The 13,931-nt window shown below is 60.4% G+C and carries 13 protein-coding genes and 3 pseudogenes; 10 read left to right on the forward strand and 6 right to left on the reverse strand.

The features are described from left to right. Positions 1-50 precede the first annotated feature (50 nt). The 7 genes from FJ958_RS23910 to otnC are packed head-to-tail and all read left to right on the forward strand — an operon-like array spanning position 51 to position 6,466. Positions 51-1,097 (forward strand): sugar ABC transporter permease, encoded by a 1,047-nt coding sequence (locus FJ958_RS23910; protein WP_140610670.1) that lies wholly within the window; start codon positions 51-53, stop codon positions 1,095-1,097. Next, positions 1,097-1,957: a carbohydrate ABC transporter permease gene (locus FJ958_RS23915; RefSeq protein WP_140746032.1), complete on the forward strand. Its 861-nt coding sequence runs from the start codon at positions 1,097-1,099 to the stop codon at positions 1,955-1,957. The genes FJ958_RS23910 and FJ958_RS23915 overlap by 1 nt, the downstream gene beginning before the upstream one ends. An 11-nt stretch (positions 1,958-1,968) precedes the next feature. Then, complete coding sequence (locus FJ958_RS23920; RefSeq protein WP_140746034.1) at positions 1,969-2,733, forward strand: 3-ketoacyl-ACP reductase; 765 nt, start codon at positions 1,969-1,971, stop codon at positions 2,731-2,733. A gap of 1 nt (position 2,734) precedes the next feature. Further along, positions 2,735-3,508 carry an enoyl-CoA hydratase-related protein gene (locus tag FJ958_RS23925; protein WP_140746036.1) on the forward strand — a complete coding sequence of 258 codons (774 nt, stop codon included), beginning with the start codon at positions 2,735-2,737 and terminating at the stop codon, positions 3,506-3,508. A 17-nt stretch (positions 3,509-3,525) separates the two neighbouring features. Beyond that, positions 3,526-4,512, forward strand: a complete 987-nt coding sequence (denD, locus tag FJ958_RS23930; protein WP_140746038.1) for a D-erythronate dehydrogenase — start codon at positions 3,526-3,528, stop codon at positions 4,510-4,512. A gap of 32 nt (positions 4,513-4,544) precedes the next feature. Next, positions 4,545-5,807 (forward strand): 3-oxo-tetronate kinase, encoded by a 1,263-nt coding sequence (otnK, locus tag FJ958_RS23935; RefSeq protein ID WP_140746040.1) that lies wholly within the window; start codon positions 4,545-4,547, stop codon positions 5,805-5,807. An 8-nt stretch (positions 5,808-5,815) separates the two neighbouring features. After that, complete coding sequence (otnC, locus tag FJ958_RS23940) at positions 5,816-6,466, forward strand: 3-oxo-tetronate 4-phosphate decarboxylase (RefSeq protein WP_281406682.1); 651 nt, start codon at positions 5,816-5,818, stop codon at positions 6,464-6,466. Here the strand turns inward: otnC and FJ958_RS23945 are convergent. Further along, positions 6,417-6,628: pseudogene (locus FJ958_RS23945) on the reverse strand (hypothetical protein); the annotation flags it as partial. The gene otnC and the pseudogene FJ958_RS23945 sit on opposite strands and share 50 nt — an antisense overlap. 2 nt (positions 6,629-6,630) lie before the next feature. Here FJ958_RS23945 and FJ958_RS32460 point away from each other — a divergent pair. Beyond that, complete coding sequence (locus FJ958_RS32460; RefSeq protein WP_281406683.1) at positions 6,631-6,756, forward strand: hypothetical protein; 126 nt, start codon at positions 6,631-6,633, stop codon at positions 6,754-6,756. 462 nt (positions 6,757-7,218) lie between these two features. Here the strand turns inward: FJ958_RS32460 and FJ958_RS23950 are convergent, their stop codons facing one another. Beyond that, on the reverse strand, positions 7,219-8,394 hold the full coding sequence (locus FJ958_RS23950) for a Fic family protein (RefSeq protein ID WP_140746044.1): 1,176 nt from the start codon (positions 8,392-8,394) through the stop codon (positions 7,219-7,221). A 147-nt stretch (positions 8,395-8,541) separates the two neighbouring features. On the opposite strand from FJ958_RS23950, the pseudogene FJ958_RS23955 reads away from it, so the two are divergent. Further along, positions 8,542-8,742 (forward strand): annotated as a pseudogene (locus FJ958_RS23955) (hypothetical protein); the annotation flags it as partial. Between the two features lie 405 nt (positions 8,743-9,147). On the opposite strand, the gene FJ958_RS23960 reads toward FJ958_RS23955, so the two are convergent. Then, on the reverse strand, positions 9,148-9,618 hold the full coding sequence (locus FJ958_RS23960; protein ID WP_140746046.1) for a HEPN domain-containing protein: 471 nt from the start codon (positions 9,616-9,618) through the stop codon (positions 9,148-9,150). Here FJ958_RS23960 and FJ958_RS23965 point away from each other — a divergent pair. After that, a pseudogene (locus FJ958_RS23965) lies at positions 9,614-10,007 on the forward strand (transposase domain-containing protein); the annotation flags it as partial. The gene FJ958_RS23960 and the pseudogene FJ958_RS23965 sit on opposite strands and share 5 nt — an antisense overlap. 153 nt (positions 10,008-10,160) lie before the next feature. On the opposite strand, the gene FJ958_RS23970 reads toward FJ958_RS23965, so the two are convergent. The 3 genes from FJ958_RS23970 to FJ958_RS31845 form a co-directional block, all read right to left on the reverse strand. Beyond that, a complete protein-coding gene (locus tag FJ958_RS23970; protein WP_140746048.1) occupies positions 10,161-10,484 on the reverse strand; it encodes a glycosyltransferase family 25 protein in 324 nt (107 codons plus the stop codon). 216 nt (positions 10,485-10,700) lie between these two features. After that, positions 10,701-13,445 carry a caspase family protein gene (locus FJ958_RS23975; protein ID WP_140746050.1) on the reverse strand — a complete coding sequence of 915 codons (2,745 nt, stop codon included), beginning with the start codon at positions 13,443-13,445 and terminating at the stop codon, positions 10,701-10,703. Between the two features lie 303 nt (positions 13,446-13,748). Further along, on the reverse strand, positions 13,749-13,931 hold a 183-nt coding region (locus FJ958_RS31845), incomplete at its 5' end, for a hypothetical protein (protein ID WP_140746051.1).

Raw genomic sequence — 13,931 nt, forward strand, 5'->3', positions numbered from 1 at the left:
GGCCCACCGCATTCCAGCAGCAACGACGCGAACAGCGCGGAACCCTGCATATGAGCACGTTTGATACCTTCACGTCCGAATTCCAGGTTGCGCCGGGAAGACCCGCGCACCGGTGGACCGCCGTTGGCGAGAAGCTGCAGACCGCACTGCTGATCGCTCCGGTCATCGTGTCGACGCTGGTCTTCGTTTACCTCTTTATTATCCTGACCGTCCTGATCTCACTGTCGGACTGGTCCGTGGTGAATTTGGGCGGCGGCTTCAGCACGCCGTTGCTCAAGAACTATCATGCGCTTTTCGCCAATCCGCGTTTTCAGATTGATCTGCGCAACACCGTCATCTTCACGGTGCTGTTCCTAACGGGCTCTGTCGGCCTGGGGCTCATCTTGGCGCTCCTCATCAACCGCAACTTGCCCGGCAAAGGTTTCTTCCGCTCGGTCTTCCTGTTCCCGTATGCCATCTCGTTCATTGTCACGGGGGTGGCGTGGCGCTGGATCTTCAATCCGGAGACAGGCGTGAACGTCCTAATCAACCTGACGGGCATCAACTCGGTGCTGGCTGCGGCGGGCATCGGTCCCTTCAAGCCTGGCTGGCTGACCGACCCCACTGTCCTTGCCCCCCTGAACGACACACTGGGCGGCATCTTTCCTTTTCTTGGGACCATCCAGCTTAAGCTCGGCATCCCCGTGGCCTTGATCGCAGTCGCGATCGCCGCATCATGGCAACTCGCTGGCTTTGCCATGGCGACATTTCTTGCGGGGCTTGCGACCATCCCTTCGCATATCAAGGAGGCTGCGGCGATCGATAATGCTAGTGGATGGACCTACTTCCGGAAGATAACCTGGCCCATGCTTGCGCCATTCACCGTGATCAATCTGGTGATCCTCGGCCACGTTTCCCTCAAAATATTCGATCTGGTGTACGTCATGTCCGGTCCTGGGCCGGGCTTTGCGACGGATGTGCCAGGCATCTTTGTTTTCGAAACCACTTTCCGTTCCTTGAGATATGGCGTCGGAGCCGCCGGCTCGGTGGTCATGCTCGCAATGGTGGCGGTGATTGTTGTCCCGTACCTGATCCGCACAATGCCGGAGGACAAGTGATGTCAGCGCACGCACTTCAGACAGGGCAAGACAGCAACATTGCGCAGGTAGTCCGCCGTGGGCTCACGTATGCCGTCCTCATTGCGCTCTCGGCGTTCTTCCTAATGCCGGTCTACATGTTGTTCGTGAACGGCCTTAAATCTGCCCGCGATGTGTCCGTGTCCGACATGTGGTCGCTGCCCCGCACCATAGGCATCGGGGGATTTGCCGAGGCATGGGAGAAGCTCGGGCCGTCGTTCCAAAATAGCTTGATCATGACCGGGACCGCGACGATCGTCTCCTGCCTGATTGGCTCGCTTACCGCTTACATCCTAACCCTATGGGGCGTGAGGTTCTCGCGCTGGATCACGGTGCTCATCATCTTTGGTATGTTTATCCCTTACCAAAGCATCATCATCCCGCTGACTTTCTTGGCGCAGAAGCTCGGCCTTTACGGGACCATTGCCGGACTGATCGTCGTCCACGTCATCTACGGGCAATCCGTCAATATCCTCGTGTTCGGAAACTACTACAGGACCATCCCGAAAGCCCTTATCGAGGCTGCAAAGGTCGACGGCGCCGGCGTCTTGAAGACCTACTTCAAGATCATTCTTCCACTTTCGGCACCTGGCTTCGTCGTGGCAGGCATCTTCCAATTCACGAACATCTGGAATGACTTCCTGTTCGGCGTGATTCTGGTACCGAACCCAGCGGCCCAACCCGTGACCGTCGCCCTGTCGAACCTGTCCGGTAACTATTCGGTCGACTGGAACGTGGTCATGGCGGGTGCGATCGTCGCGGCTCTGCCCACGATCCTGATCTACCTGGTGCTTGGCCGCTACTTTGTGCAGGGCCTGACGTCCGGCTCGGTAAAATCGTGAAGGATGCCCACATGGCAGGAATCGCAATTGTAACGGGCGGCCGGCGCGGGATCGGCCGTGCGATCGCTCAGTGTCTTGCGCGACGCGGACACGGCGTACTCGTGGCCGACCTTGAGAATGACGCGTCCGCCGAAGAGACGGTGTCACTACTCAAGGAAAGCGGCGTCCCGGCCGCGTTCATGGCCGCCGACGTTGGCGACGAAGCGCGCCACGAGGCCATCCTGAACGCGGCCGGTGAATTGGGGACGCTCACGACCCTAGTGAACAATGCGGGAGTATCTTCCACGGTGCGGGGAGACATGCTCGACCTCCCCGTCGAAAGTCTCGACCGTGCGCTGCGCATCAACGTTCGGGCACCTTTTCTGCTCAGTCAGGCGTTCAGTAAGCGGCTGATCCGGAGCAAGGCCGCTGACACACACTTTTGCTCCATCGTGAACATCACGTCGGTGAACGTCGAGATCCTCGGCGTCAACAGGCCCGACTACTGTATCACCAAGACTGGTCTCTCCATGGCGACTCGCCTGTTCGCGGCGCGCCTCGCGGAGGAAAAGATCCATGCTTACGAGGTAAGGCCGGGGATCACGATGACGGAAATGACCCAACCATCACGAGAGAAATATGATCGCGTGATCGAGGAGGGCTTGGTTCCCATGCGCAGATGGGGCGAGCCGGAGGATGTAGGGGAAGCGGTGGCGAGCCTCGCGTCCGGCGCATTCAAGTTTTCAACTGGCGACGCGGTCTGGGTGGACGGCGGCCTCCACCTGTACAGGCTCTGACATGGACCAGCATCTGCTCGAAGAGACACCAACCGATGGGCTATTGCTCCTGCGGCTCAACCGGCCGCAGCGCCGTAACGCGCTCACGAAGCAACTCGTGCTTGATATCGCCCAGGCGCTTGCGAAGGCCGCGTCCTCCAGCGCCACACGCGCGGTGATTATCACCGGCGATGAGCGTGCATTCTCGGCCGGAGCCGACATCCTCGAAGTGAACGAAAGAGGCATTGCTGCCATTCTCGATGAAGAGAGGTTGGCGGCTTGGCGGGCGATCGAGACATTTCCGAAGCCCTTGATCGCGGCGGTCCGTGGTTTTGCCTACGGCGCCGGCAATGAACTCGCCATGATCTGTGACCTTGTGGTCGCGGGAACCAGTGCGCAGTTCGGCCAACCAGAGGTCAAGATCGGGGGTATGGCTGGTGACGGGGGTACGCAGCGGTTACCTCGCCTCGTGGGCCGGCAGGTCGCCACCAAGATGCTGCTGACCGGCGCCCCGCTTTCAGCCCAAGAGGCCAAACAAGCAGGATTGGTCTGTGACGTAGTCGGGGACGACCTCGTCGTGCAGACGGCGATCGAACTTGCGACTGCGATCGCTGCCAACGCGCCGCTCTCAATCGCCGTGACCAAGTCGCTGATCCGACGTGTTGATGAAGGGGGATTGGTCGAGGGTCTTCGCTGGGAACGCGATGGGTTGCTTAGGGTCTTTCAGTCGGAAGACCGGGTCGAAGGCATGACGGCATTCGCTGAAAAGCGCCGTCCGACCTGGTCCGGGCGATAACCATACGGGATGATGCCATGCATGCAATGATCATCGGGGCGGCCGGCATGATCGGTCGCAAGTTGAGCGATCGGTTGGTTGAAGAAGGAGCGGTGGGCGGAGCCGCAATCACCCAGCTTTCGTTGGTTGACGTGGTGCCGCCGGTGAACGTGGAACTCACCGGCGCATCGGTAGATTGCATCACTTCGGATCTTTCGCAGGTTGGCGCGGCCGCAAGCTTGGCTGCGTCACGCCCGGATGTAATCTTCCATCTGGCAGCGATCGTCTCTAGCGATGCGGAAGCGAATTTCGAGAAGGGCTATCGCATCAACCTTGATGGCACCCGGTTCCTTTTCGAAGCGATCCGACTTGAAGGCGAGAAGCGTGCATACCGACCCCGGGTCGTCTTCACATCTTCGCTCGCCGTCTTTGGCCAACCGTTGCCTGACGAGATTCCGGATGACTTTGTCCTTGCGCCGCTTTCCAGCTACGGGACACAGAAGGCGATCTGTGAGCTGCTTTTGGCGGATTATTCCCGGCGCGGCTTCTTCGACGGCATCGCGCTTCGTCTCCCGACCATTTGCGTCCGGCCCGGCAAGCCGAACAAGGCGGCATCAGGCTTCTACTCGGGAATCATCCGCGAGCCGTTGGCTGGCAAGCCTTCAGTGCTGCCTGTGCCGAGAACGTTGCGGCACTGGTTCGCAAGCCCGCGTTCCGCTATCACCGCCTTGGTCCATGCCGCAGCGATCGACCTCAAGACGCTCGGAGCACGTCGAAGCGTAAATCTCCCCGGCGTATCGGCGACAGTGGGCGACCAGATCGACGCGTTGCGCCGCGTCGCCGGGGACGGCGCGGTGGACCTGATCCGAGAAGAGCCGGACCCCGCCGTCTTCGAGATCGTGTCGTCATGGCCTCGGGGTTTCACTGCAACCCGCGCGAAGGATCTGGGCTTCGCCGCCGAAACCTCGATGGACGAGATCATCCACGTTCATATCGAGGACGAGCTCGGCGGCACCTTAAACTGAACAGACTTCACTTCGGATATCTGGGAAATTTCATGCTTCTCGGCTGTATAGCAGACGATTTCACCGGTGCGACCGACTTGGCGAGCATGCTCGTCGAGGAAGGGATGAAGACGATCCAGTTCATCGGCGTGCCCACCAAGGCGCACCTCGACGCCGCGAGAGGCTATGATGCAGTTGTTGTCGCCCTGAAGTCGCGCACCTCGCCGGTCGCCGAAGCGGTCGCCCTCTCTCGGCAGGCCCTGGATTGGCTGCGCGAAGCAGGTGCAGAGCAGATATTCTTCAAATACTGCTCGACCTTCGACTCTACGCCGGACGGCAATATCGGCCCGGTCGCGGACATGCTGTCCACGGAGATCGGCGCGTCGATTACCGTGGTCAGCCCGGCTCTGCCCGCAAACGGCCGGACAGTTTACAAGGGTCATCTGTTCGTCGGGGATCAGCTCCTTGACGAGTCGGGGATGCGCGATCACCCACTCACGCCTATGACCGATAGTAGCCTGATACGGCTCCTGGCGGCGCAAACGCCTGCGAGAGTTGACCTCGTCGAGCACGGAACGGTGCGGCAGGGGAGAGGGGCCATTCGCGCTCGCCTCGACGCCATGGCCGACATCGGCGTTCGGTACGCCGTCACCGATGCGATTGTCGACACCGACTTGGTTGAAATTGGAGCCGCCTGCGCTGGGTTGAAACTCGTCAGCGGCGGTTCCGGTCTTGGGCTCGGTATCGCTCGCAACCTGTCGTCGTCCAAGGGTTCAGCCGCGACGAAGGCTGCGATTACCGGACCAGCTGCCGTTATATCCGGCAGCTGCTCGCTGGCGACCAATCGGCAAGTGGCTCTCATGCAAGCCAACGGCCTGCCGACGTATCGGATCGACCCGCTGGCCTTGGCGAAGGACTCTGATGCCGTCGTCTACGATTTCCTGGACTGGGCCGGGCCACAGCTGGGTGATGCGCCGATACTGGTCTATGCGACTGCGACGCCGGATAAGGTTCGCCAGGTCCAGCAGGAATTGGGAGTTGCCGCTTCAGGACAGCTAGTCGAGTCGACGTTGGCGCGCATCGCGAAGGAGCTTGTGGAGCATGGTGTGCGCCGGTTAATCGTCGCAGGTGGCGAAACGTCTGGCGCCGTTGTAGGGGCGCTGGGGATCGACGCCTTGGCGATCGGCGCAACGATTGCCCCTGGGGTGCCCTGGACGATCGCAGACGTTGACGGTTCAAAAGTGGCGCTGGCGCTTAAGTCCGGAAATTTCGGCCCGGTTGATTTCTTCTTATCAGCTTGGGAGAAGCTGTTGTGAGCAGTGTTGTGCCATCTCGCGAACGGGCTCTCACTAACGCCCGCGACGGCATCATGAGCCATGCCCAGAGCCTGTTCACACGCGGCCTGACTGCGGGCAGCAGTGGCAATCTCAGCGTTCGCGTCGAGGGCGGCTACGTCGTAACGCCTACCAATGCTTCTCTTGGAGCTTTGGACCCGGCACGGCTCAGTGTCGTCGACTTCGAAGGTAAGCTGGTGGAGGGCGACGCTCCTTCCAAAGAGACCGTGCTCCATCTGGCCATGTACGGCGCGCGGCCGCAATCTGTGGCGATCGTTCACCTTCATGCGACACACTCCGCGGCGGTGTCGTGCATGTGCGGTCTACCGGAAGATGACTGCTTACCGCCGCTAACACCGTACTTTCTTATGAAAATCGGCAAGCTGCCATTGCTCAGGTATCGCAGACCTGGTGATCCCGCACTAGCCCCTGACATCCGGGCAGCCGCCACGCGAGGCCCGGCGGTTCTCCTCGCAAACCATGGTCCGCTGGTCTCCGGTAAAAGTCTTGAAGCGGCGGTTTATGCGATCGAGGAACTCGAAGAGACCGCCAAGCTTTTTTTGCTTTTGCGAGGGTCAGAGACTCGACCCCTCAATGCTGACCAGATCGGGGAACTCCGGGCGACTTTCGGCGAGCCCTGAAGGTGTTTGGTCCCGGCATTTGCTGGAGCGGAGTTTGAAACGTTCCGGTTGTGAGACCCACGCCTTGCAGATGAACTCGTAGGGTGTGAGACCTTTGAGGGTCTTGAGCCTGCGGGCGAAGTTGTAGGCGGCGACGAAGTCGGCGAGATGGGTCCGGAGTTGTCGTGGCTCTCGTAGGAAACCGGAAGAACGCTGAGTATTGCAAGACACTCGAAGCACAGCTGGTGGATACTGCAAAGGTCAAGACCGCTTTCGACGAGACGGTGGTGATCGTCAGGGACGCGCTATGACTTTGGGGGCTCCCGTCGCTCGCGACAGCGCGAAGTCCCGACCTCTGGTCGAAGAAGTGAAGAAAGCTGCTATCGCCCGCCGTTTGCTGGCCAGCGGCGCGGCAATCCCTGCTTGATTAGGATGAGGATAACGTAGACTGGGTGTCCTCTCAAAACTCCCAAGCGTCACATCACGGAACCCCGCCGAAGAATCGAACGTCCGCCATCTGGATCTGCGCCGAGAACCTGCCAATCCGCTTCCCACCCCGTCATGGACATTCCGGCCGGTAAGCGGACTGGCTGCTTCCAGGATTTGTCTCAGGTCGCGCCAATGACTGAAATTGGGCGCGAAGCGGACATTCTCTGATTAGGGTGGCGCAAACGTCCGCTTCTGGCGCATCGAAGTAATTGATGGTTGTCGCAATGCAAGCTGCAAAGTTACGCAATGTGAGGTCCAATGTCGCCAGCCCTGACCCGTTCGTGTCATTTGCGATCAGGCAAATCCGTCCCTATCCGCAGACGCTCCATATAGGCTCGGTAGGCAAAGCTGCGGTCACGCTTCTTGCCGGTCGTTTCACCGAGAATGCCAGCTTCAGCCAGCGCTTCGATCGCGCGGGTTGCCGTTGGCTTACTGGCATCAATCATCTTCATGGCGGAGACGACCGTCACGATCGGATGTCGGGGAAGTTGCTCGAATAGCCTTAATGCCGAGACGGAAGCGGAGTCTGCACTCAACAGCCGGGCTCGGTCCGTGCTGACAAGATTGAACAACTCGCGCGCCGAGGCGACTGCTTCATCGGCAATCGTAGCAACCCCATCCAGAAAGAAGTCTGTCCAGCCCTCCCAATCCCCTTCCAGCCGCACACGGTTGAGCCGGCGATAATATTCCTCGCGGTGAAGCTTGAAGAATAGGCTGAGATAGAGAAGCGGAGCTTTCAGCAGTTTCCAATGCTCCAGCAGCAGCGCAATCAACAATCGTCCGATGCGACCGTTGCCGTCGAGATAAGGATGGATCGTTTCGAATTGCACATGCAACAGCCCAGCACGCACCAGCGCCGGCAATTTGTCGTCGACGTGCATGTACTTCTCAAGTTCGCTGAGCAACTGAGGAAGTTGGTCCGGCACCGGCGGCACATAGGTCGCGTTCCCCGGCCGACTTCCTCCGATCCAATTTTGGCTGCGGCGAACCTCCCCTGGCTGCTTGTTCGAGCCCCGCACGCCGCGCATCAGCCGCTTGTGAGCCTCGTTCAGGAGCCGCATCGAAAGCGGAAGGCCACGCTTCGCTGCCAGTTGGCCACGCGCGTAAGCCAGAGCGTCGAGATAGTTCGTGACCTCCTCGATGTCCGCATTGGCTGCGGGATGTTCCTCGGCCTCGAAGGCGAGGAGGTCGACTAGCGATGCCTGGGTGCCTTCGATCTGTGACGAAATCACTGCTTCCTTGCGAACGAAGGCATAGATGAACCAATCGAGTGAGGGCACCATCTCGCCTGCGAGATCGAGCCGAACGAGCGCCTGCTCGGCTTCGCGGAGACGACGTTCGAGCTTGTCGTTGATGACCAGCGCCGGGCGCGCGGGCGGCAGGTCGAAGGGAACAAAGGCATCGACCTTCTCCCCGCCGACAATTACGCTTTCATATCTACCCGTCTTACGCGTTGGCATCACGTAACCTACATGAAGAAACGATCCGGAAGCACAAGGCACGGCCATGTTCCTTGCCTAATCCGCTAGATACAATCTCTTTACTAACAATGACCGTTAGTCAAGGAATCGTTCTTAGCGAAAGCCGCTGGAAACGGCTTCGTTGCCGGTCTTCTACCCCACGGACCGCACAATGTGCGTGACGTCCTGGCGACCCATATCCTGAAGCAGACGGGCTCCTACGAGCAGGCCAGCTATGCCATCCAAGACACGCCCGACATGGTCGCCCATCACTACGGGCGCTTTCTACCCCAAGACAAGGCAGCACTCGCTGCGCGAATTCTGAACCAGGTTTGGGAAGCGGCGTGAGCCAGCCGTGTCATCGAAATCTCTTCCCCTGTCAGCCCGACGCCTCACGGACCTATTCGTACGCCTTCGCCGCACCCCACCGCACCTATTGGTCAAAGCACTTTGCGACCCACAAGCTCTGAGTTAAGTGTTGCTGATGCGATAACAGAAGGAGGAAACTGGACAACCGGAACGACAATTGATCAGGCCTGCCGAGCTAACCACCTGGAATGGCACACCAAAATCTGAAGATTTTGGTGTAACCCATTGATATTTATAATATGGTGGGCCCGGTGAGATTCGAACCCCCCACCAATAGTTTACAAAACTACTGCTCTGCCATCTGACCCGTCGCATCCAGTCCGAATCAAGGAGCGCACCTAAAGACGTGAAGCGGACATTTCGACGATAACTCGTCTCAGTAGGCTAATCACCGGGGGCTTTCCTCATCCGGGCCAGATGCTCCAGGCAAACCCGCTCGACGTACTCTTGCAATTCCGCAGCCTGCGCACCCAACCACGCTAGCGCTTCCTCGCCTATCTCGTAGTGCTTTGAATAGCGCGCCTTCACGTAGCCCTCATTAAGAGTGTTGAACCAAGCGCGGTACCGCTGCTGTTCACGCGGCCATGCCTCGAACAACCTCCGATCCTGATCCTCCGCTAGGGCTCGCAAAAAGGTCAGCTTGTGGGATGGAGGGCTGTAATTGGTTAGCACTAGCAACAGTGCCGAGTAGGTGTGCTCAATCGCTTGGTGAAGCTGGAAAGCAGCGTTCTTGTTCCTGCCTTTGGTCAGGGAGTATCGAAAGGTATCCAGGAAATCCTGCGCGCCTGGAAATCGATCGTCAAAATGTTCTTTGGCTGCCTCATACGCCGCCTTCGGTGTGAGCGGCTTCGGCAAGACGAAGACGGGGCAACTCTGGGCCTATGCCCGCGATGACCGACCGTGGGAGGGGAGCGACCCGCCAGGCGTGGCCTATGTCTATGCGCCGGACCGGAAGGCCGAGCGTCCGATCGCGCATCTCGCAGGCTTCACCGGAATCCTTCAGGTCGACGGCTCCGATCGCGCTCAACCGCAAGAACGCGCTCTTCGCCGGCTCGGATGGCGGCGCCGAGCATTGGGCCGTCATCGCCTCGCTGATCGAAACCTGCAAGCTCAACGGCGTCGAGCCCCTCGGCTACCTCGCCGACATCCTCACCAGGATCGTCAACGGCCACCCAAACAGCCAGATCGACGATCTCCTGCCCTGGGCTTACATCCCCGCCTCTGAACTCAGGGCCGTGGCCTGAGAACATCGCTTACGCGACATCCACCGCAGCTCTAAGACGTCCCGTCTTCTTGGGCAGTCTTTCGGCGGCGCCTTTCACACGAGCCCAGGTGCGGTCCGAACAGTCGCCTTGCGGAGTATCCGTTCTTAACGAGGATGTGTCGGCTTCCAATCCTCACCCTTCGAGCTTGACCACGTCTGCGCCGCGCGGGATCCAGATGTCATCGGCCAGCAGCGACCCGGCGTCATGGCTGAAAACAACGTCATCCTCGAACACGGCGCCATACTGATCAGGGCCGTCTACGATAATTTGCCAGCATCGACGATGACTGAGAAAGCAACAGACTTCTGCCTCGGTGAGCGGTGGCGCGATGAAAGGAGCCCCAGTGGCCGCATCGACCCCGGCAACACGTTCAAATTGAATTCCGATGCGGGAAAATTCTGCCGTAACGCCAGTAAGCCGGTCAACTGACCGGTCGAGATCCGACCAGAGCGGCACGTCCCGACCTCGATCCCCACCCTCAGGCGACGCCTGACTGTGGCGCTGGCCAAACGTCTGCAACGATGACCGTGCTGCATAAGGGCAATGGACAGTCCGCGCCAGGCTCGCAATTTGTGACGCAGTAGTACTAAGAATAGGTCCAAGAAAGCTGGACGTGGCGTGGACGCTTGACTTTTGTCGCGTTCAGACGCCCTTCGCCTAGTTCCTACACGCCTACTTGCCGCAGGCAGGTACGCCCTGCTGTCCGCAAGGAGGCCTCTTCTTGACCTCTTGCTGTTGCGGTTTGGGTTGCTGCGGCTGCTGCCCCTGCGGTACGCGGCGCTCTTGGATTTGAGGCCTTGGCTGCTGCTGCTCCTGGGGCAGGCGGCGCCCCTGCATCTGAGGTTTCGGCTGCTCCTGCTGCAGACGCCGCTCCTGCATCTGAGGCCTCGGCTGCTGCACCTGCGGCAAGCGACGCTCTTGGATCTGAGGCCTTGGCTGTTGCTCCTGCTGTAGATGCCGCTCCTGCATCTGAACCCTCGGCTGCTGCACCTGCGGCAGACGCCGCTCCTGGATCTGAGGCCTTGGCTGCTGCACATGCGGCAGGCGGCGTTCCTGCGTCTGAGGCTTCGGCTGCGCGTTGAACTGTGGTTTCTGCGGCCGCAGCGCCTGGGTATGCGGATTTTGCTGCTCGAACCGCCTCTGCGCACCTCCGTTGGGCTTGTTCTGCCTGGAGTTGCGCTGAACGTTCACGTCACCGCCCTGAGGCAGGCCATTGGCGTCGGGAAGCTTGCGCAACCTCTTGTTCTTCTCGGTTGCGTTAGGCAAACCGACACCCTTCCCACTTGGCCCCATGACCGTGGCCTGGCCGGACGAGGAGCCCTGGTTGTGGGGCAGCTTCTTCTGCCTGCCCTCGGGCGCGTTCTGCCCGGAGAGCGCACTCGGATTGTTCTTCCTCAACCTGTCTTGCGCGTTTTGCCCGCTTTCGGCAGAGGCGCCATTTGCAGTCGGCAGTTTACGGAATTTCTCCCTCCCCTGCTGTCCCGTGCCAGCGGCGCCGGCGTTCCCGGTATCCGGTTGCTTGTCTCCGGTGGCCCTGCGGCCGTTGCCGACCGACATGTCCTGCTTGCCCTGCGCCCTCCTGAACTTTTCGTTGGGTGCGTTCTGGCCATTGAGGACGGGCTTCCCATTGACGAGCGGCAGCGTCTTGCCGTTCGCGCCCGGCAGGGCGTGGTCGGTCGAAAGCCTGCCGGGCGTCTGCTTCTGCTTCGGCGTCGCGGTGCCGGGCTGCTGGCTTTGCGTGACACCTTGGCCGAGCTTCGGCGGCAACCCGCTTTGTCCCTGATTGGCCGGAGCCTGATTGGTGGGGACCTGAGCGTTGGGAGCCTTTGCCGATGCCGCTCTCTTCTGCAGCAGTGGCGGCAGCGCCACCTTGGCCGCCAGCGCGGTGGCTCCGACACCGACGGCCAACTTCTGGCCTGTGGTGAGGGTGCCGTGGCTGCTGCCGTTCGGCTGCCCGGCCTGCCTGGAGCCTTCGTTGATCGTCGTGTTGTTGATGTTGTTGATGACGGTCGTGTTGTGGATGTTGTTGAAGATGATGTCGTTCGGCGGCGCCACGATATCACGCGGCGGGTTGATGAACACAGGTATCGGCACGAACACCGGTGTCGGCAGGACAAAGACATCGACCGGCGGCGGCGGCGGCTCCAGTTCCACGAAGTCCGGGGGCGGCGGCGGCAGGAAAATCACCGGAACCGGCGGCGGCGGCGAGAAGTCGAAATCCGGATTGTCGAAATAAAGCACCGGGCGATCGACATAGACAATTTCCTCCTCCGGAGGCGGCGGCACATCATAGGCGTAGACGGTGAATTGCTCGGGAGGCTCCAGGGCAGCGTCGAAATCCTCAAGGCGCCGGCGCGCATCCCAGGCATGCGGGCCATGCGGGTACCGCCGGAGATAGGACCAATAGGCATTGGGCGAATCCCGCAGCCAGGTCTCGCGCCAAGTGATCGCCTCGCGCCGCACCGCAACGATCGCGCGCACCCGCTTGGCCATCGGATCGTGCGGATAAGCGACGAGGAAATCCTCATAGCCGCGCATCGTGTCGCGGTCGAGCGCAGCGGTATAGGCCTCATGTGCGTCGAAATCGCGGATCGCCCTTGTCCGGTTGGCCCGGGATTCGGCTTCGGAAACTCTGGGCGCGGGCGCATCGGGCGCGCGGTCGAAGAAGACGAACGGCGCGCTGACCTTGGAAGCATGCCATGGAACTTCGGCACCCTGGGTCACCTCGTTGACCCGCAGGCGCGTGCGGTTGAATACATCGTCAAGCGACAAGCCGCCCTCGCGCATCATTTCGGCCAGCGCTTGGGCGTAGGCGCCGTAAGGCCCCTTGCCCTCGGGCGCGATGGTTCCCGGAGCAGCGTTGAAGGCAATCAGCATGTTAGGGCTGGGGTCGACCAATGCAAGGCCGCCAGCCAGCGGCTGGTTTGACGGCGGCATCGGCGTCGGTCGGGCCGCATCGAGCACGACGACGTTGACCTTCGCCGACAGCCCGGAAAGCGATCTGGTGACATCAGAAATCCGCATTGCCTGAAGCGGGATGTCGTTGGGATTGGCGATCTGTGCATCGACCGGCAGGAAGTAGTTGTCGCCTTCGAGTTGTACGCCTTGGCCGGCAAGATAGACAAAAACAACCGCGTCGGGGCCGGCCGCGGACACCTTGGCGACAAAATCGCGGAACGCCCCTCGCAGCGAATCCTGGTCCAGGTCGCGCGCGCCGATCACGTCGAAGCCCGCCGCCTGCAAGGTCTGCGCGATCAGACCGCCGTCGTTCGCCGCCGTCGCCAGTTCGCCGGTTTTGTAGGCACCATTGCCGACAACCAACGCCAAGCGCTTTTCACCGCCCGCCTGTGCCCAGGAATGGGCCATGAGGAGGAGTAGAACCAGCACGAAGCCAAGGATTTTCTGAAGCATACGCATCTCAATCCGCCAACTACATTGAACGTAGAAAGGGTCGGAAGGTTTCCCGAAGCATGCAAATTTGACCTCACAAGAAGCCGGCCACAGGGCAGAATTTCGTCTAAAAAACAGAGGTTTCGCTATCGTAAGTCGCCTGATCTCGGACTGATACCGGAGCTTTCCGCCGGCGTCTGTTCGGTGGCCGTTGTTTTGCCGGATCCTGGGGACCCGAAAAATTCGATGATCATTCCGGGTCAGGTCCCATCATGGGAACGCACTTGGTTCCCGGTAATATTCCTTCGCGGCTGGAGACGACGGCCTTCATCAAACCCTCGCCAGCAGGAGGTCGGCGCTGTCTCCAAGCCTGTAGCCAGCATGCTTCTTGAGATTCACCTGGGTGAGCACACTTCCCACGGGAACGCTGACGGACCCACCGGCTCGCAGCGATTCCAGAACGCCGCGGGCAATGCCGCGCCGCGTCCTGGCCCAGCGAACGGCAAAAAGCAC

The sequence above is a fragment of the Mesorhizobium sp. B2-3-5 genome (assembly GCF_006442395.1).
Classification (GTDB): domain Bacteria; phylum Pseudomonadota; class Alphaproteobacteria; order Rhizobiales; family Rhizobiaceae; genus Mesorhizobium.